Source organism: Streptomyces sp. NBC_00019 (assembly GCF_045041015.1).
Lineage (GTDB): Bacteria > Actinomycetota > Actinomycetes > Streptomycetales > Streptomycetaceae > Streptomyces.
The window spans coordinates 6,141,884-6,159,188 of sequence record NZ_CP108302.1 but is presented as its reverse complement, the minus strand read 5'-3'; the positions used below and the strand labels follow the sequence as shown (position 1 = coordinate 6,159,188).

16 protein-coding genes are annotated in these 17,305 nt (G+C 69.3%); 5 read left to right on the top strand and 11 right to left on the bottom strand.

The features are described from left to right. Window positions 1–64: 64 nt before the first annotated feature. Window positions 65–379: a PASTA domain-containing protein gene (locus OHU89_RS29140; RefSeq protein ID WP_266889074.1), complete on the top strand. Its 315-nt coding sequence runs from the start codon at window positions 65–67 to the stop codon at window positions 377–379. Between the two features lie 4 nt (window positions 380–383). Here OHU89_RS29140 and OHU89_RS29135 read toward each other — a convergent pair whose 3' ends face one another. From OHU89_RS29135 to OHU89_RS29120, 4 genes are read right to left on the bottom strand one after another with little or no spacing between them, the layout of a single operon-like run. Further along, window positions 384–1,079 (bottom strand): demethylmenaquinone methyltransferase, encoded by a 696-nt coding sequence (locus tag OHU89_RS29135; RefSeq protein WP_405647175.1) that lies wholly within the window; start codon window positions 1,077–1,079, stop codon window positions 384–386. A gap of 46 nt (window positions 1,080–1,125) precedes the next feature. After that, window positions 1,126–2,394 (bottom strand): acyltransferase, encoded by a 1,269-nt coding sequence (locus tag OHU89_RS29130; protein WP_405647173.1) that lies wholly within the window; start codon window positions 2,392–2,394, stop codon window positions 1,126–1,128. Further along, window positions 2,394–4,661 (bottom strand): bifunctional polysaccharide deacetylase/glycosyltransferase family 2 protein, encoded by a 2,268-nt coding sequence (locus tag OHU89_RS29125; RefSeq protein ID WP_405647171.1) that lies wholly within the window; start codon window positions 4,659–4,661, stop codon window positions 2,394–2,396. Before OHU89_RS29125 ends, OHU89_RS29130 begins: the two co-directional genes overlap by 1 nt. Window positions 4,662–4,680: 19 nt before the next feature. After that, window positions 4,681–5,070, bottom strand: a complete 390-nt coding sequence (locus OHU89_RS29120; RefSeq protein WP_405647169.1) for a hypothetical protein — start codon at window positions 5,068–5,070, stop codon at window positions 4,681–4,683. A 307-nt stretch (window positions 5,071–5,377) separates the two neighbouring features. On the opposite strand from OHU89_RS29120, the gene OHU89_RS29115 reads away from it, so the two are divergent. After that, window positions 5,378–6,382: a hydrolase gene (locus tag OHU89_RS29115; RefSeq protein WP_405647167.1), complete on the top strand. Its 1,005-nt coding sequence runs from the start codon at window positions 5,378–5,380 to the stop codon at window positions 6,380–6,382. 93 nt (window positions 6,383–6,475) lie between these two features. On the opposite strand, the gene OHU89_RS29110 is transcribed toward OHU89_RS29115, so the two are convergent. The 4 genes from OHU89_RS29110 to OHU89_RS29095 all read right to left on the bottom strand — a co-directional run bounded on the left by OHU89_RS29110 (window position 6,476) and on the right by OHU89_RS29095 (window position 11,985). Then, window positions 6,476–6,922: an imidazolonepropionase-like domain-containing protein gene (locus OHU89_RS29110; protein WP_405647165.1), complete on the bottom strand. Its 447-nt coding sequence runs from the start codon at window positions 6,920–6,922 to the stop codon at window positions 6,476–6,478. Window positions 6,923–6,929: 7 nt separating this feature from the next. Continuing rightward, window positions 6,930–8,129, bottom strand: coding sequence for a cyclic dehypoxanthinyl futalosine synthase (gene mqnC / locus OHU89_RS29105; RefSeq protein ID WP_405647163.1), 1,200 nt, complete (start codon window positions 8,127–8,129; stop codon window positions 6,930–6,932). Between the two features lie 140 nt (window positions 8,130–8,269). After that, on the bottom strand, window positions 8,270–9,001 hold the full coding sequence (locus tag OHU89_RS29100; RefSeq protein ID WP_405647161.1) for a prepilin peptidase: 732 nt from the start codon (window positions 8,999–9,001) through the stop codon (window positions 8,270–8,272). Beyond that, window positions 8,998–11,985, bottom strand: coding sequence for a BTAD domain-containing putative transcriptional regulator (locus OHU89_RS29095; RefSeq protein ID WP_267015153.1), 2,988 nt, complete (start codon window positions 11,983–11,985; stop codon window positions 8,998–9,000). Before OHU89_RS29095 ends, OHU89_RS29100 begins: the two co-directional genes overlap by 4 nt. Before the next feature lie 317 nt (window positions 11,986–12,302). Between OHU89_RS29095 and OHU89_RS29090 the strand changes: the two genes are divergently transcribed. The 3 genes from OHU89_RS29090 (at window position 12,303) to OHU89_RS29080 (ending at window position 15,248) form a co-directional block, all read left to right on the top strand. Then, window positions 12,303–12,965 (top strand): hypothetical protein, encoded by a 663-nt coding sequence (locus OHU89_RS29090; protein WP_405647159.1) that lies wholly within the window; start codon window positions 12,303–12,305, stop codon window positions 12,963–12,965. Then, window positions 12,953–14,020 (top strand): hypothetical protein, encoded by a 1,068-nt coding sequence (locus tag OHU89_RS29085; RefSeq protein WP_405647157.1) that lies wholly within the window; start codon window positions 12,953–12,955, stop codon window positions 14,018–14,020. The genes OHU89_RS29090 and OHU89_RS29085 overlap by 13 nt, the downstream gene beginning before the upstream one ends. A 202-nt stretch (window positions 14,021–14,222) precedes the next feature. Next, window positions 14,223–15,248, top strand: coding sequence for a hypothetical protein (locus OHU89_RS29080; protein WP_405647155.1), 1,026 nt, complete (start codon window positions 14,223–14,225; stop codon window positions 15,246–15,248). Here the strand turns inward: OHU89_RS29080 and OHU89_RS29075 are convergent. The 3 genes from OHU89_RS29075 to OHU89_RS29065 form a co-directional block, all read right to left on the bottom strand. Further along, entirely contained in the window at window positions 15,211–15,756 is a 546-nt protein-coding gene (locus OHU89_RS29075) for a barstar family protein (protein ID WP_405647153.1), read from the bottom strand. The two genes, OHU89_RS29080 and OHU89_RS29075, sit on opposite strands and share 38 nt — an antisense overlap. Next, window positions 15,753–16,622 carry an SUKH-3 domain-containing protein gene (locus OHU89_RS29070; protein WP_405647151.1) on the bottom strand — a complete coding sequence of 290 codons (870 nt, stop codon included), beginning with the start codon at window positions 16,620–16,622 and terminating at the stop codon, window positions 15,753–15,755. Before OHU89_RS29070 ends, OHU89_RS29075 begins: the two co-directional genes overlap by 4 nt. Before the next feature lie 197 nt (window positions 16,623–16,819). Then, the gene (locus tag OHU89_RS29065; protein WP_405647149.1) at window positions 16,820–17,290 is read right to left on the bottom strand and encodes a hypothetical protein; all 471 of its coding nucleotides are present in this window, start codon (window positions 17,288–17,290) and stop codon (window positions 16,820–16,822) included. Window positions 17,291–17,305 lie beyond the last annotated feature (15 nt).

The window sequence follows — 17,305 nt, the reverse complement described above, 5'->3', positions numbered from 1 at the left end:
TGCGGTTACCCTGCCAATACCGCTGGGGGTGACATCTGTGCGAATAACACCCAAAACGCCCGAAGTGCGCGTCCCTCGTCTGGTCGGTCTGATGGCCGTCGACGCGCGCGAGACGGCCAAGGCACAGGGCCTGTTCATCAATGCGCCGGACCGGCAGGACTTCCACCTCGCCGTCGTCGACTACGTCGTACGCCAGTACCCGCAGCCCGGCGCCGAGGTGCCGCGGGAGTCGATGGTCTACGTGTGGTTGGACTTCGGTCCGGGCGAGGGCGGCGGAGGCATGCGCGAGCCGCGTGTGCCGAACCCGTCGGGCGGCGGGCTGCAGCGCGAGCTGGACGAACCCGGCGACCCCTGCACCGTCGGGATCGGCCCGCCCTGAACCCTCAGCTCGCCTTGAACCCGCGGTGCAGGGCCACGACCCCGCCCGTCAGGTTCCGCCACGCCACCTTCGACCAGCCCGCCTTCTGCAGGCGCTCGGCCAGCGCGGGCTGGTCGGGCCAGGCGCGGATGGACTCGGCGAGGTAGACGTACGCGTCGGGGTTGGAGGACACCGCGCGGGCCACCGGCGGCAGGGCACGCATCAGGTACTCGGTGTAGACCGTGCGGAAGGGCCCCCAGGTCGGGTGCGAGAACTCGCAGATCACGACCCGGCCGCCGGGCTTGGTCACCCGGTACATCTCACGCAGCCCGGCGTCGAAGTCCTGCACGTTGCGCAGCCCGAAGGAGATCGTGACCGCGTCGAAGGTGTCGTCCTTGAAGGGCAGCTTCGTCGCGTCGCCCGCCGTCAGCGGCAGCCACGGATGGTTCTTCTTGCCGACCTTGAGCATGCCCAGCGAGAAGTCGCAGGGGACGACGTAGGCGCCGGTCTGTGCGAAGGGCAGGGACGAGGTGGCCGTGCCGGCCGCCAGGTCAAGGATCTTCTGCGCGGGCCGGGCGTCGACCGCCTTGGCGACCTCCTTGCGCCACGCCCGGTCCTGGCCGAGCGACAGCACGTCGTTCGTCAGGTCGTACCGTTCCGCCACGTCGTCGAACATCGAGGCGACTTCGTGCGGCTGCTTGTTCAGGGAAGCGCGGGTCACGGGCCCATTCTTGCAGCCGCCCCCGAGGAAGCGGCCCAGGCCCCGCTCACGGCAGCAGCTTCGGCTTCTTCCTGGCCGCCACGTCCTCCACCCAGCCGCAGGCCAGGACGAACACCGCGATCAGCACCCACCCGATCCCGAACATGAACCACTGGCTCTCCAGCGGCAGGTACTTCTCGAAGGCCGGCACGTTCCAGAACTGGTCGATCAGCGGTACGGCGAGGATCAGGGCGATCTCATGCCAGAGGTAGATCGTCACCGCGCGCGCGTTGAAGACCGTCACGACCCGGTCGAGCCGCCTGAAGCGGGTGAGCCACGCGAAGTCGATCGCGAAGTACGCCTTGGCCCACATCAGCAGCATCACGAACCCGGCCGACCAGAAGGCCTGCGCGAGCGGGATCTCGTCGAGGTCGTACGTGCCGACCTCGCCCTGGTGGGAGAAGGCGTACCAGCCGCCGTAGCCGATCGCGACGAAGGACAGGACGACCACGAGCGCCGGTTTCATCCTCCGCAGCACGCCGTCGCGGTGCGCGAAGCCGAGGATCCAGCAGAAGAGATACGTCGAGAAGTCCCACATCTCGTTGCCGAGCCGTCCCTCCGGCCCGGACCACGCGAAGTTGAGGACCAGGATCGGCGCCAGGGACAGGACGAGCACCGGAACCGGCGCCGGCCGGAACACCTTCAGCAGAAGCGGGGACAGCAGCACGAACCACAGATACGTCCGCAGATACCAGAGGATCTCCCAGGCCTGTACGCCCCACTGGTTCCCCGGCGGATCGCCGAACGGCACGATCCAGTAGACGATCTCCCAGTGCGGCATCCAGTCGTGGATCAGCATCGCGAGGACCACGAAGAAGCCCCAGAACCAGAACGGGGGCAGCAGTCGGCGGAGCCTGCTCCTCACGACCTTCGGCGCGGGCCGCTCCAGCGACTTCGCCATCAGGGTGCCGGCCAGGCCGAACATGATCCCCATGGAGGGGAAGACCATCCCGCACCAGGCCCACCCGAAGGTGTGATAGGTGACGACCCGGATGAGGGCGACGGCCCGGAGGATGTCGAAGTAGCGGTCGCGACCGGCGGGCTTCGGCGGCGGCTTCTCCTCCACCGCCACCGGCTGCCCGTAGTCCACGTACTGCTGCTGCGGATACGTCTGTTGCGGATACGTCGGCTGTACATATTGCGGTTGTGCATATTGCGGTTGTGCATACTGCGGCTGCTCATTGCCGCCGTACCCCTGCCCGTTCCCGTTCCCGTCCCCGTCCCCGTCCCCGTAGCCGTACCCCTGCTGCTGGTACCCCTGCTGCTCCCAGCTCATCAGCTCGCCCCCGTCGGCGTCCCGACCTCGCCGGTCCGCTTCAGCTTCTGCCAGCGCAGCCGGCCGCCCGTGAGGGCCGTGATGCAGGAGTGGATGAGGACGAGGTACATCATCTGCCGGTAGGCCAGCTGCTGGAGCGGCATCATCAGCAGGTAGCGGTACTTCTCCTTGTCCAGCCGGAAGGCGTACGCGGCACAGACCAGCTGCACCGCCAGCACCGCGAGCCAGGCCAGCAGTGCCGCCTGGAAGTCGATGAAGATCATCGAGTACGCGGTGAAGACGTCGATCAGCGGGGCGAAGACCGGCGTGACGATCTGGAAGATCACCACCAGCGGCATCCCGACCCGGCCGAAGCGGCCCGAAGGACCCTTGTCGGTCAGGGACTTGCGGTGCTTCCACAGCGCCTGCATGGTGCCGTACGACCAGCGGTAGCGCTGCGACCACAGCTGCTTCAGCGAACCCGGCGCCTCCGTCCAGGCCTTGGCGTGCTCCTGGTAGACGACCCGCCGGCCCGCGCGGTGCATGGCGATGGTGATGTCGGTGTCCTCGGCGAGCGTGTCCTCGCTCATACCGCCGACCTCGAGCACCGCCTCGCGGCGGAACGCGCCGATCGCGCCGGGGATCGTCGGCATGCAGCGCAGCAGGTCGTACATACGGCGGTCGAGGTTGAAGCCCATCACGTACTCGATGTGCTGCCAGGCGCCGATGATCGTGTCGCGGTTGCCGACCTTGGCGTTGCCGGCGACCGCGCCGACCTCGGGGTCGGCGAAGGGCTGCACCAGCTGCTGCACGGCGTCCGGCTCGAAGACGGTGTCGCCGTCCATCATGATGACGATGTCGTAACTGGCGTTGCGCACCCCGTTGTTGAGGGCGGCCGGCTTGCCCGCGTTCTCCTGCCGGATGACCCGCACGTTCGTCATGCCCAGCTCGTGGGCCGCGTTGCGCGAGATCTCGGACGTACCGTCCGTCGAACCGTCGTCGACGACGATGATCTCGATCGGATGGGTGCTCTGCGCCAGCGACCTGAGCGTGTTGGCGATGCACTCCTTCTCGTTGTACGCCGGGACGATCACGCTCACCGGCCGGGTGACCGTCGGCCCCCAGCTGAAGCGGCGTTTGTTGCGTTGTTTGTAGTGGCGGCGGGCGAGGATCAGCATCATCCCGAACCGCCCCATGACGGCGACGCCGACGACCATGAGGCCGACCGACAGCGTGGGTACGGCGTACTCGGCGACGGCGACGGCCGCGAGCAAGGCCTTGCCCTCGTAGAGGGTCGCTCCGGCGGCCTCGCGGTGGGCGGCCTGGAGGTTGCCGGCACCCGTGCCTGCGCCGGGCTGCTGGCCGTTCGTGGCCGCCGGTCCACCGGCCTGCTGGCCGTTCGCCGACTGCTCCTGCTCGATGACCCCGCTGATGGTGGTGAAGGTGTACCCCTTCGCCTTCATCTTCTCGATGTACTCGGGCAGCGCCTTGATCGTCTGCGAGCGCTCACCACCGGCGTCGTGGAAGAGCACGGACGCCCCGTCGCTGTCGTCCGGCGTCGCCCACTTGACGATCTTCGAGACGCCCGGCTTCTTCCAGTCGTCGCTGTCGGTGTCGACGAAGACGCTGGTGTAGCCGTCCTCGCCGAGCTTCTCGTAGACGGGCCAGCTGTAGTTGTCGATGGCGTCCGTCTCCGAGGAGTACGGCGCCCGGAACAGCGTGGTGGTGATGCCCGCCGCGCCCGCGAGGGCCAACTGGGTCTGCTGCATCTCGCGGTTGACCCGGGCGTCGCTCTGGTAGGAGAGGTCGACGTGGGTGAAGGTGTGGATGCCCACCTCGTTGCCCTGCTCGACCATGTCCTTCACGATGCCCGGGTAGCGCGAGACCATCGAGCCGACCACGAAGAACGTGGCGGGGACGTCGTACTTCTCCAGGATCTCCAGCACCTGTGGCGTGTACGTCGGGGTGGGGCCGTCGTCGAAGGTCAGCGCGATCGTCTTGTCCGGGACGGAGACGCTCGTCGCCGAGCCGCCGCGGAAGCTGACGATCGGGCCGCCGTCGAGGATCTTGTCCGGCACCTTGCTGGAGCTGGCCCCGTCGCGGACCCGCTCGTCGCCGCCGACCTCGGCGCGCAGATAGCCGTCGAGCAGCATCACGCTGGTCAGCGCGAGCAGGAGCAGGCCGGCGAGGAGGACCCGCGGCTTCTGGAGCGCCGCGGCCTTGCCCGCCGCCCGCCCCAGGCGTGAGGGGGCGCGGCGGCGGCCGCGGGAGGGAGTCGTCGTAGTCATAAGGGTGGCTGCGCTCCGGTCAGTTGGCGGTCGCGGAGGCGGACGGCGTGGGCACGCCCGACGGCAGCGCGGGCGGAGAGCCGCTGGGCCTCACGCTGTTGCCGATGCCGCCCTGTGGCTGGGTGCCGGGTCCGTTGCCGTTCTGGGCGCCCGGACCTCCCTGGCCCTGGCCGCCCCCGAAGGGCAGCAGCGAGGACGGGTTCGAGGTGCCGATGCCCATGAAGGCGAGGCCCAGGACGACGGCGTACCCCACACACAGGACACCGACGAGAAGACCGATCCGGCGCAGCATCTTGGAGCGGCGTCCGGAGTTGTCAACGAACACGGGTCCGTCGGCGGACTCGTTGCCACGGCGTTTGCGGCGGCGACCACGTTCGGCGCGGTTTTCGATGGCAGGCTCGGAATGCATTCCCCGGACGTTAGAGAGTCTTTATGTGTCCGAAACTCAGGAATTCATGTGAGGCGCGTATGAGAAACGTCTTAACCTGTCCCTTCTCTGAGAGTTCGCTGGAACGCCTGCGCAACTCCCAGGGAAGGGAAAGGGGTTGATTGCCCGCTTCGGATGACCGAATAGCCTGTTTTATTCGCGCGTGCCCATGCACCCTCTGTGTAAATCCTGTCCTCATGAAGCTCAGCCTCGTGTGAGACATTTCCACTCGCCCAACACAGTTTGTTTCCATCCTGAGACAGAAATCACGAGAGCGGGTGCATGCCGAATGCGGCGTTTCCTGAGGCCGGCGGCAGGGCTGAGTTGCCTGTTTGCCCTGGCCACGGCGGGTTGTTCCGCGGACACCGACACCACCTCGGAAGCGACGCCGGCCCAGTCCGCCGAGGCTTCCGAAGAGACCTCGGCGAGCACGTCGTACGCCCCCTACGTCAGCGCCACGGAAGCCTCCGCCAACGACTCGGCCGGCGCTCCGACGACGTACAACCTGGCTTTCGTGATCGCGGACGGCAGCGACTGCACCCCCACGTGGAACGACTCGCACGCCATCGGCGACTCCTCGGTGGCCTCCCGGATCTCGCGGCTCAAGGAGGACGGCGCGAGTGTGCGGGTCTCCTTCGGCGGGGCGTCGGGCAAGGAGCTGGCGGAGAGTTGCGACAGTGCGACGGCGCTCGCGCAGGCCTACGGCGAGGCCCTCGACGCGGCCGGCTCCACCCAGGCCGACTTCGACATCGAGGGTGACGCGCTGACGGACTCCGCGTCGGTGGAGCTGCGGTCGGAGGCGATCGCGCTCCTGCAGAAGTCGCGCAGCGACCTCACCGTGTCCTTCACGCTGCCCGTGATGCCGTCGGGGCTCGACGACGACAGCATCGCGTTGCTGGAGTCCGCCAACAACAGTGCCGTACAGGTCTCCACGATCAACCTCATGACCATGAACTACGGCGAGTCGTACGACGAGGACATGGGCGACTACGCGATCACCTCGGCGAAGGCCGCGCATACGCAGCTGACGGATGTCTTCGGGACGTCGGACGCCGTTGCGTGGCGGGCGATCGCGCTGACGTCGATGATCGGGGTCAACGACGTCGACAACGAGACGTTCACGCTGTCGGACGCGGCCCAAGTGCGTTCCTTCGCCGAGGAGAAGGAGATCGGGTGGGTGTCGATGTGGTCGACGTTCCGGGATCAGCAGTGTGACGACGAGGGTGACGAGCTCACCAACTGCAGCGGGGTGGAGCAGAGTTCGGGTGCTTTCGCGGAGGCGTTCGCGGAGTAGTGGGTCTCGGCTGCGGGTCGGTGGGGGCTGGTCGCGCCCACGCGGCGGAGCCGCAAATCGATACAGCCCCGCGCCCCTTTCGGGGCGCTCCGGCTAACGGCGTCTGTGGACCAACCTGCCCGCGCACACCGTCGCGATGCACTCGCCGCTCTCGTCGAAGACGGCCAGATCCGCACGGCCCACTTCCCTGATCCCTGTGGACTGCACGCCGGGGAGCACGACCACGTCGTTCCGCTCGGCCGCCGCGCGGAGTTCAGGCGTGTCGGCGTACTCCTCCAGGACCGCCACCGCACCCGACTTCAGCACGGCGTGGATGCGTTCACGTGGGCTCGGGGCGTCCGGGAGCGGGCCCTCGTGGATGCGGGCAGGGCCCAGGACGCCGGGCCACCTGCGGACCCGGGCGCCGGGGAACCGCTCGCGCAGCTCTTCCAGCGTCCCCACGGCGCCGACCCGGTCCCGCCCCACCAGGACGGCACCGCCCTTGATCGGGTCCGAGGACCAGGTGTACCGGACCTCGTCGGCGGCGTGAATCGTCTCCATCTGTGGGCTAGTTGGACGCGAGGATCTTCAGCTCGGGATGTGCCGTGCCACCCTCGATCGCCGTCGACGAGATGTGGGACACGATCCGCGCGTCGACGGGGTCGTTCGCCGGGTCGTCGTGGACGACGAGGTGTTCGTACGTGGTGGAGCGCTGGGCCGGGACCCGTCCCGCCGTACGGATCATGTCGATCATTTCCTGGAGGTTGGAGCGGTGCTTGGCACCGGCCGCCGAGACGACGTTCTCCTCCAGCATGATCGAGCCGAGGTCGTCCGCGCCGTAGTGCAGGGTCAGCTGCCCCGCGTCCTGGCCGGTGGTCAGCCAGGAGCCCTGGATGTGGGCGATGTTGTCCATGAAGAGCCGGGAGATCGCGATCATCCGCAGGTACTCGAAGATCGTGGCCTGTGTGCGGCCCTTCAGGTGGTTGTTCATCGGCTGGTAGAGGTACGGAATGAAGGCCCGGAAACCACCGGTGCGGTCCTGTACGTCACGGATCATCCGCAGGTGCTCGATGCGCTCGGCGTTGGTCTCGCCGGTGCCCATGAGCATCGTCGACGTCGACTCGACGCCCATCCTGTGGGCGGTCTCCATGATCTCCAGCCAGCGCTCACCGGACTCCTTGAGGGGCGCGATGGCCTTGCGGGGGCGCTCGGGCAGCAGCTCGGCACCGGCGCCGGCGAAGGAGTCGAGACCGGCGGCGTGGATGCGCCGGATCGCCTCCTCCGCGCTCACCTTCGAGATCCGCGCCATGTGCTCGACCTCGGAGGCGCCCAGCGAGTGGATCACCAGCTGCGGGAAGGCCTGCTTGATCGCGGAGAAGTGCTCCTCGTAGTACTCGACGCCGTAGTCCGGGTGGTGGCCGCCCTGGAACATGATCTGCGTACCGCCCAGCTCGACGGTCTCCGCGCAGCGGCGCAGGATGTCCTCGAGGTCGCGCGTCCAGCCCTTGTCCTTGGCCTTCGGCGGGGCGTAGAACGCGCAGAACTTGCACGCCGTCACGCAGACATTGGTGTAGTTGATGTTCCGCTCGATGATGTACGTCGCGATGTGCTCGGTCCCGGCGTACCGACGGCGTCGTACCACGTCGGCGGCCGCGCCCAGCGCGTGCAGCGGGGCGTCGCGGTAGAGGTCGAGCGCCTCCTCCGGAGTGATCCGCCCACCGGATGCGGCGCGGTCGAGGACGGACTGAAGGTCGGCCTTCTCGGTCACCGGAGCGTCCCTTTCGTCAAGGAATCAAAAGGCGTGCGCGAAGCGCTCTGAACAAGGGTGGTGGTGGGAGACGGGTGGGCGGAACCATCCGTAATGGACGGACTGCGCCAGCCTACGCCAGCGGTTTTGCGAGGCACACGTCAGGCCGCGTACGCGCCGATCAGCAGTCCGACGAACGCCCCCATGATCAGGAACGGTCCGAAGGGGATCGCCGTCTTGCGCCCCGCCTTCCGCGCGACGACCAGCGCACCGCCGTACAGCGCCCCCAACAGGAACCCGGCGAAGGTCCCCAGCATGACCGTCGGCCAGCCGTACCAGCCCAGCACCGCCCCCATCCCGAGCGCGAGCTTCACATCGCCGAAGCCCATGCCGGCGGGGTTGATCAGGAACAGCACGAAGTAGCCGCCGCCGAGCGCGAGGGCGCCCAGGAGTGCTGTCAGCCAGTCCCCGGTGTGCTCGGGCACGAACGCCATCACGCCCAGCAGTGCGAGGGCGGCGCCCGCGAGCGGCAGGGTCAGGACGTCGGGCAGCCGCTGCACCCGCAGGTCGACCACGGCCAGCAGTACGCCGACGGGGGCGAGCAGCAGCCAGACGGCGATCTCGGGCCGGGTGCCGGTCGCGGCGGCGAGGGCGGCGCAGACGAGGGCGGTGAGGGTGGAGAGAAGGGCCACGGGCGGGCCGTAGGACTGTTCGCGCTGTTCGCACTGCTTGCAGCGCGCCCATCCGATCCACCCCCCGAGGGCGTGCTCACCCGGGCAGGTGGTCCGCCACTCCTCCCCCGACGGGACGGAGAACCGATAGGCGGCCCTCGGCAGAAACGCACCCGCCGCCGCGCCCCACAGCGCGGCGGCGATCACGAGGAAGGTGGTCATCCCACGGCCGCGACGCCGTTGCGCCACGTCGGCAGGAGCTCGTCGAGCAGTGCCTCGGTGCGCGGCGGCAGGCCGCGGGCCCCGCTGCGGTTGATGAGGTCGGCGGCGAGGGCCTGGAGCCGGTCGGTGTCGCCGGTGGCGTGGGTGGCGCGGAGCAGTTCGTGCCAGAGGCGCTCGTCGCCGGGCGCGGAGTTGAGGGCGGCGCCGAGGGCCTCGATGGCCTTCTCCGCACGGTCCTTGACCAGGTGGAACTCGGACAGCGCGAGGCCGATGTCCGCGACGAGGAGCGGGAGTTGGGCGTCGATGATCTCGTGGGTGAGCCAGCGGTAGCGCCCCTCGGGCCGGTCGGCGAGGAGCGGGCCGCGGACGAGGACGAGCGCGTCGGTGAGCAGCCGGCCGCGCACGGCACGACTGTCGACGCCGCGGCCCTGCGTGGCCTCGTGGTAGAGGGAGCGCAGTACGTCGAGGTCGGAGACGACGGTCTTGGCGAGCGTGAGCCGTCCGGTGCTGTCGGTCTTGAGGCGCGGCGAGCCGTCGGGGTCGGTGCCGAGCCAGGCCCGGAGCCGGTCGAGGAGGGCCTCGCGTACGTCGTCCGTGACGCCGCGCGGCCAGAGCGCGGAGGACAGCACGCGCGGGTGCACGCCCTCGCGGTGCAGGAGCAGCAGGGCGAGCGCCTCGTGAAGCAGGGCGCTGCGGTCGCCGTCGGGGGTGTCGAGGCCGATGATCTCGTACGGCCCGACGAGCCGCGCGTACACCGCCGGCCGTCCCTGCTCGCTGACGTCGACGAGGAACGGGGGTGCGGTGGCCGGTCCCTGCGGTTCGCGCTCCGGGTCGGACTCGACGAACAGTTCGACGACCGCGCGCTGCAGGGGTACGGGCAGGAGCTGGGCGTCGAGTTCGAGGCCGAGCAGCGGTGCGAGCAGCTTGCCCTCGCCGGTGATCTCCATCTCCCAGGCGGCGCCGGGCAGATCACCGCTCTCGGTGCCGACGAGGTAGCCGATGCCGAGCCGGCCGGCGTCCGCGGCGAGTTCGGCGAGCTTCATCGCGTCGTCGGCGGAGGGCTCGGCGGCGAGGAGGACGAGGTGCGGGGCCCAACGGGTGTGCTGGGCGGGGCCGGTGCGCCCGGTGAGGACCGAGTCGTGGCCGGCGGCCCCCAGCGCACCGCGCCGCTGGCGGGTCTCGGCCTCCATGGTCTCGACGAGGTCGTCGATCCCTTCGAGGTGCCGCAGCCGGTTGGGCGCGAGGGGCGTGAGGTCCTCGCCGAAGCCGACGAGGGTGATGGTCATGCGGTCCGACCAGCCGTTGGTGGCCAGTTCGGCGGCGACGGAGGCGAAGACGGCGGCACGGTCGGCCTCGCTGCCGCTCAGCGACACGATGCCGGGCACCGACTCCAGGTTGAGCAGCAGCCGGGAGTCGTCCAAGGTGCCGAGGCTGACGAGGCCGGGGTAGGGGGCGGCGGCGTCGACGTCCTCGTACCGCTCGGCGTCGGTGCGCGCGAGCATCCAGAACGTCTGGTCCTGGCCGAGCTGCCAGGGGGCCGGCGGGTTTCCGGACGGCTGGGCGAGCTGGAGGTGAAGGTCGCCGTTGTTGCTGAGCCAGGTCGCGTAGACGGTGGGCAGAGGGCGCGACTCGGCGCCGAGGGAGGCGGCGAGCCCGCGCAGGGAGCGGTCCAGCAGTCGTACGCCTTCGGGGTCGGCGCCCACGAGCAGGGCGTCCTGCGCGTCGGCGGCGTCCCCGGTCGGCGTGGGCGGCTCCATGCCGCGCCGGCCGCCCACGGCACCGAAGGCCGACTGCCACAGGGCCTGCCGGCGGCGACGCCCGAGGGCGCCGAGGAGACCTGCGGCGAGGAGGGGCGCGCCGACGAGGGCCTGCGGGAGGCCGAAGGCGTCGGAGGCGGCGTTCGTGGAGGTGGCGTGCTGCTGGTGCTGCTCCTGGTGGCCGGTCTGCTGGTCGTTCTGCTGGTCGGGGGCGGGGCGCTGCTCCGGGAGGGAGACATGGCCGGCGCCACCGCCTTGCTGTGCGCCGCCGCCCTGGGCGTGGTCGCCGCTCCGGCCGTAGTCGTGGATCTGCTGCTGGGCGGCGGAGCCTCCGGATGCCTCGGGCATCTCGACGAGATCCCCGCCCCGGGCGTCGCCCGGCATCTCCATGATCCAGCCAGGCCGGATGAGGCTGGCCTCGGACAGCTTGGAACCGTCCGGCTGCACCCGGTCCTTGTTGAGGTCGAAGATCTCCTTGTACCGGCGCCCGTCACCGAGGTGCCGTTCGGCGATCTCCCAGAGGGAGTCGTGGTGGCGGCCCTCGGGCGGCTGGATCCGGTAGTACTTCGTGTCGTCGGCCTTGGACGCGCTGCCCCCGGCATCGGCGTGCGCGGCGGCGCCGGCGGCCTGCTCGGCGAGGGCGGCGGCGGTACTGGCGGCCTGCTCCTGCTGCTGGGCGAAGAGGCCGCCGCCGGGGGTCTGCTGGGCGGCGGCGACGGTCCCACGCTGGTTCTCGTCGAAGCTGTGCCCGAGCTGGGACAGCCCCGGGGTGAGGCTGGCGGCGGTGGCGCCGACGAGGAGCAGGGCGGCGACGAGCTGGCGGGCGAGGAGCTGGCTCGGACCGCCGCCGGGAACGCGCCCGGGTACACCGACGCCGGAGACGGCGGCCTTTATCTCGACGAGCACGCAGGCGGTGAACTGGGCCCAGGCGAGCCAGACGATGACGGTCAGGATGTGCAGGAAGGTGCCGGTGGTGATCGGCTTCTGCAGCCAGTCGAGGCTGGGCACCCCGTTGGGCAACGGCCACCCGACGGCGACAGCCAGCGCCCCCGGCACTCCCACCACGAGAACGAGCAGCGCGACGAACGCGAAGAACGCCTTGACGAAGTCCCCGAACGAACGCCGCCGGATCCGCACGGCCTGCGGGGTCCGGTTCCTCGGGGTGCTCGGGCTGCCCGTCGAGCTTCCCGTCGAGCTTGACGAGCTGGAAGTGCGGCGTCGCGGCATGGCGGGTGTCCTGGGTGGTGTGTGGAGGGAGTGGGTGTAGGTGTCCTGGGGGGTGTACTGAGCCTACAGAGATCTTATGTACGGCGTCGAAGGTCGGGCAGGGCCCTGTGGACAACCTCTCGGATCACTTCCTCACGACCTGCCGGACATGCCCGAGTTGACGCCCCTTTGACCTCTCACCGAGTGCGCCGTTCGCAATCGCCACGCCACACCCTCACGCTCTCTACACAATCCCCCGCAGGTAGTTAAAGGCCCCTTACCTACCCCTGATAGCTTCGTTCCCCGTTGCACACGCCGACCTCCGGGGGAGATCCATCGTGGCCCGCCGCGCCCTGCCCGTCACCGCCGCCGCGTTCGCCATGACGGCGACCCTTCTGCTCACCGCGTGCGGTGGGGGTGACGGGGGGTCTCCGGATGACATCAAGGGGGCGGACAGGGAGTCGGGGGGTCCGTCGGCTTCGGCGTCGGCATCGCCCGTCGCCGACAGACCGGACGTGAGTCTCCCCGAGGACCTGGACCTGGTCTTCGACTTCGAGAGGCCGTCGGACGCGGACAACGCGGCCGCACTCGCGGACGCGGAGAACTACCTCCGCGCGCTGAACCACGGCATCACGCAGCAGGACCCCTCCGACCCCGCCTATCAGTACTACTCCGCCGGGGACGCGGCCCGGTACGCGAACACGCAGATCAAGGAGTACGTGAAGGGCGGCTGGACGCTCACCGGCAAGGACCGTTACTACCGGGCCGAGACCAGCGCGGCCGGCGACTCGAAGTCGGTGAAGCTCGTGCGCGTCGCCTTCTGCGAGGACGCCTCGAAGGTCTACGGCAAGGAAGTGAAGAGCGGGAAGGTCCTCCACACCGAGGAAAGCCCGGACGATTTCCTCAAGTTCAGCCTCGTCATGGCGTCCGCGAAGGGCTCGCCGGTGTGGCGTGCCCAGCAGATCACCGTCAAGGAGAAGGCGACGGAATGCCAGGAGTGATCTCTCCCCGGCGCGCGACGTGGGTTCTGGCCCTCACCACTGGAGCCCTCGTCTGGACCGCGGGCACCGCGTACGCCGGCAAGCCCGTGCCCGGCGGCCACGACACCACGCAGGGCGGCGCCGACGGTAAGACCCTGCTGGCCTCCGCCGGCCAGTCCCGGATCAAGGTCACCCAGGTCAGCGGTCCCACCGGCGGCAAGCGCGGTGCCGTCTCGTCCGTCGACGTCAACTGGAAGCCGCCGGCCTGCTGGTACGAGCCGGTCTTCACCCCCGCGGCACTGAAGGACTTCTCGGAGACCAACGGGGTCGGAGACGTCGGCATCCACGAGTACTGGGCCGGCAAGGGACTCTGGACGGACCACTACCGGGACGAGAAACCCACGACCAACATCTTCGAGAACGGTGCGAGCGTCGAGGGCTACAAGAACTACAACCTCGGCCAGGACGGCTACTTCTGGCGCAGCGTCGCACCGGACATCTCCGACCCGGACTCCTGGGACTGCACCCGCATCATGTTCTGGCAGCCGGCGGGCGAGATACCGAAGATCGCCCACGCGCCCACCCCGAAGACGCTCGCCGAGTACGCCTACAACAAGGTCGAGGTCCCGGACACCGAGATCGAGCTGAAGCCCACCACCAAGTCCACGGTGAACCTGCCCACTTGGGTCTGGCTGGACAAAGCCACCTTCCAGGACGTCAAGGTCCGCGCCGAGCTCCCGAACACGGGGCTGTGGGCGGAGACCACGGCCAAGCCCGTCGCCCTCCACCTCGACCCGGGCACGGAGGACGCGCAGACCTATCCCGCCTCCGGCGACTGCGAGATCAACGCCGACGGCAGCATCGGCACCCCGTACGAGAAGGGCGCCGACGGGACCCCGCCCTGCGGCATCCGCTACCTGAAGGCCACGAACGGCACGCCGTACCGCCTGTCCGCCTCGGTGACCTGGCAGATCACCTGGCAGGGCGCGAACGGTACCGGCGGTGATCTGCCCGACGGAACCTTCGAAACGACGCAGGACATGAACGTCCAGGAGATCCAGTCGATCAACCGCTGAGCCGCGGGAGACCAAGAAGGAGCACCGGGGCCGCGCGACCGCAGGGCGGCGAGTACAGGAACGGCCGACCCTCCGCTCCGACGCATGTGTCAACCACGGCGAACTGCCCAGGATCACACTTCCGAGCAGCTTCCAGCCCGCTACTCCAACATCAGCACGGCGCATCACCCACCTGAATAGCTACAAGAGAAAAGAGAGCCCGATGACGCCCCCCGCGCACCCCCTCCGCTTCCGGCCCAGCCGCCTCGTCGTGCCCCTGGTCGGCGTGGCCGCGGCGGTCAGCCTCACCGCATGCGGTGGCGGCGCGGAATCCGACGGTGCGAACGGTGAGGCGTCCGCGAGCGCCGCACCCCAGGGCGTGGTGACAGAGAAGGCCGCTGCCGCGGTGATGGACAACTACGAGAAGGTCAACAACAAGGCCAACGCGGCCCTGGACGAGAAGCTCCTGGGCACGGTCGAGGGCGGCCAGGTCCACGCGATGGACAAGGCCAACTACACCCTCGTCCCGACCTTCTCGGCGAAGGACCGAAAGGCCTACGCCAAGCCCTTCTCCTACCAGGACCGCCGATACGTGATCCCGGAGAAGGGGACCGGCGACTGGTTCGCGGTCCAAGCCAGGTCCAGCAAGGACGAGAAGAGTTCGGTGCTGCTGGTCTTCGACCAGGTGGACGGGACGTACAAGATGGTGCTGTCCCTGTGGGCCGACAGCGGAGAACCGTTCCCGAAGCTCGCCGTCGGCCAGGGCGGCCTGGCCCAGGCCGTCGACTCCGACGCGAAGGTCGGCAAGCTCGCCCCGTCCGCCGTGGCCACCGCCTACGAGGACCTGCTCGCAACCGGCGGCACGAAGGAGGGCAAGAACCTCGCCTCCACGGGGCCGGTCCAGGAAGCCCTCAAGACCTACAAGAACAGCAACACCAAGGGTGCGGCCGACGGCGCCGCCACCCTGAAGTTCTTCACCAAGACCCCGGCCGGCCCCAGCGTCTACGCGCTGCGCACCGCGGACGGCGGCGTCCTCGCCCTGTTCCCGGCCGCGCACACCCAGGAAACCCTGCTGAAGCCCGCCTACCGGTCCAACGCCGCACTCGTGCCGAGCGACGCGCAGTCCGCCCTCGGTGCCACGCGGGGTGCTGTGATCACCGACGAGTTCCAGGGCCAGGGCGTGGCCGAACTGACCCCGAAGGCTGCCCGGATCACGACGATCGACTTCCAGCACGCCGATTCCCGCTGAGCCGCGCTTGAGCGGTCACGGGCCAGTCGTCCCCGGCGAGGGTCGCCACCAGGCGACCTCGCCCATCGACACCTCCACGTCCATCCTTCCAGTCCGGGTCCGGCACCCCGTCGGCGTCGAGCTGGAGATTGGCCCGCCAGGCGGCCTGGCAGAGGACCGAGACGAAGACACCCAGAAAGTCGACGTCGAGCAGGCTGTCGGCGTGATCGATCAGCACGGCGACGTCCTGCCGGTCGTGCCGGTCGTGCCGGTCGTGCAGACAGTCCACGAGCGCGTCCCAGTTGTGGCCGAAGTAGCCGGGAAAGCCCAACTCGCGGGCGAACACCGAGAACAGGCTCTTCAGCTCCCGCAACTCCCGCCCGTCGAGCCGAAAGACGCGCCCAGCTCGTTCCAGAAGCCTGGCGGTCTCGGCGTCGCCCCAAGGGTCGTTGCGCGAGGTGAAGACGGCCCACGGCGGCCGACGCCGTGTGAGCGACGGCCCCAGGAGGGGGCCTGCGCCTCCCGTCACCTGACTCGCCGTGTGAGCCGCTGCACGGCCTCGTCGGGTGTGGGCGCCAGCAGCGCAACGGAGTCCATGCCGACGTAGACCGCGCCGTCCTCCGCGATCCCCAGGTACTGGTTCCGCCGGTCCACCATGCCGACCGGATAGAGGTACGTGCCGACCTGCTCGCTGAGGTCGTCGAAGATCTCGTCGTCCCACAGGGCCAGGAGCGGCTCCAGTCGGAACTCTCCCCACGGCATGGAGTCCCACGGCTCCCGGAACGGGACGCCCACACCACCGAACTCGGCGAGGAACCGCCGCGCGGCCTCGTGGATCTCGAACTCGCCGTGCAGGTGCAGCACGCTCTCCCAGGTCGCGGTGGGCACGGAACGACCCGGACTCCAGCCGGCCGCGCGCAGTACCCGGTCGGTCTCATCCGGCCAGCGCCGCCCCGCGTCGTCGCCTGCCCTCACCGTCCCGACACGATCCCAGAACGCCGATGCGCCCACCGGAGTCTCCGGAACCCACAGCCCGGCCATCGTGGCCTGCGACCGTACGAGCGCGTCGAGCCCCTGGTCGGCGGAGTCGCCCAGTTGCTCCAGGCCCTCCCTGGCGAGGTACAGGACCCCGTCCTCCCCCATGCCCAGGAAGCTATTCCCGTTGTCGGCGCGGCCGACGGGACACACCGGCGTTCCAGCCTTCTCACTCAGCCTGGCGAACGTCTCCTCGGCGGTGAGCGGGTCGAAGTGGACCGCCGATCGCGTCGTACGCGAGTCCACGGGCAAGCCGTAGATCACCAACCCCCCGAACTCGGCAAGGAATTGACGGGCAGCCTCGTGGACCACGAAGGCGCCACGCTCACGCAGGATCCACTCCCACGTCTCCGTCGCCACGGAACGCCCTGGTTGCCATCCCGCTTTGCGCAGCACTCGTTCGGTCTCGGCCGACCGACGCCACCTCCGGCCGTGTCCCGACGGACGGATGACTTGCCTCACCACCTCAGCGCTCTTTCCCGGGCCGATGTAGCCGACGCCGAGGAGGAGCCTCGCCACGCGTTCCGCCGGTGAACTGCGGAAGGTCTCTTCAGTGGTCACCGCTCACGACGACCGCGTACGGCATTCCAGGCGTCCTCGGCCGCATACGTGATGGTCAGTCGCCAGGTCTTCAGTTTGTCCTGCACCTTTGACGTGATCTTCCGCCACTTGAACCAGGTCGGCAGTTGCCGGAACGGCACGTGGTCCAGGGTGTCGTCGATGGCGTTCTCGGCGATGCCGTGGTGCCCCTCCGCACGCAGCGCGGCGTACAGCTCCGGTGTCAGGGTGCCGTTGAGACGGGCCGCGGTGCCGGCTGCGGTGTAGGCGAAGCCTCGCTGACCACGGTCCGGCAACCCCATCGCCTTGATGATGCGCGGCGAGGCCGCTTCCAGGGAACAGTTGAAGGCCAGTCCGATCACCGCCGTGCCGAGGTGCTCCTCACCGCGCTCGTAGGCCGCGTCCCAGTCCGCGGGGTTGTCGAGACCCAGCAGACCCTCGCCGCTTTCCCAGTTCCACTCGGACGGCATGACTGGTCGTCTTCC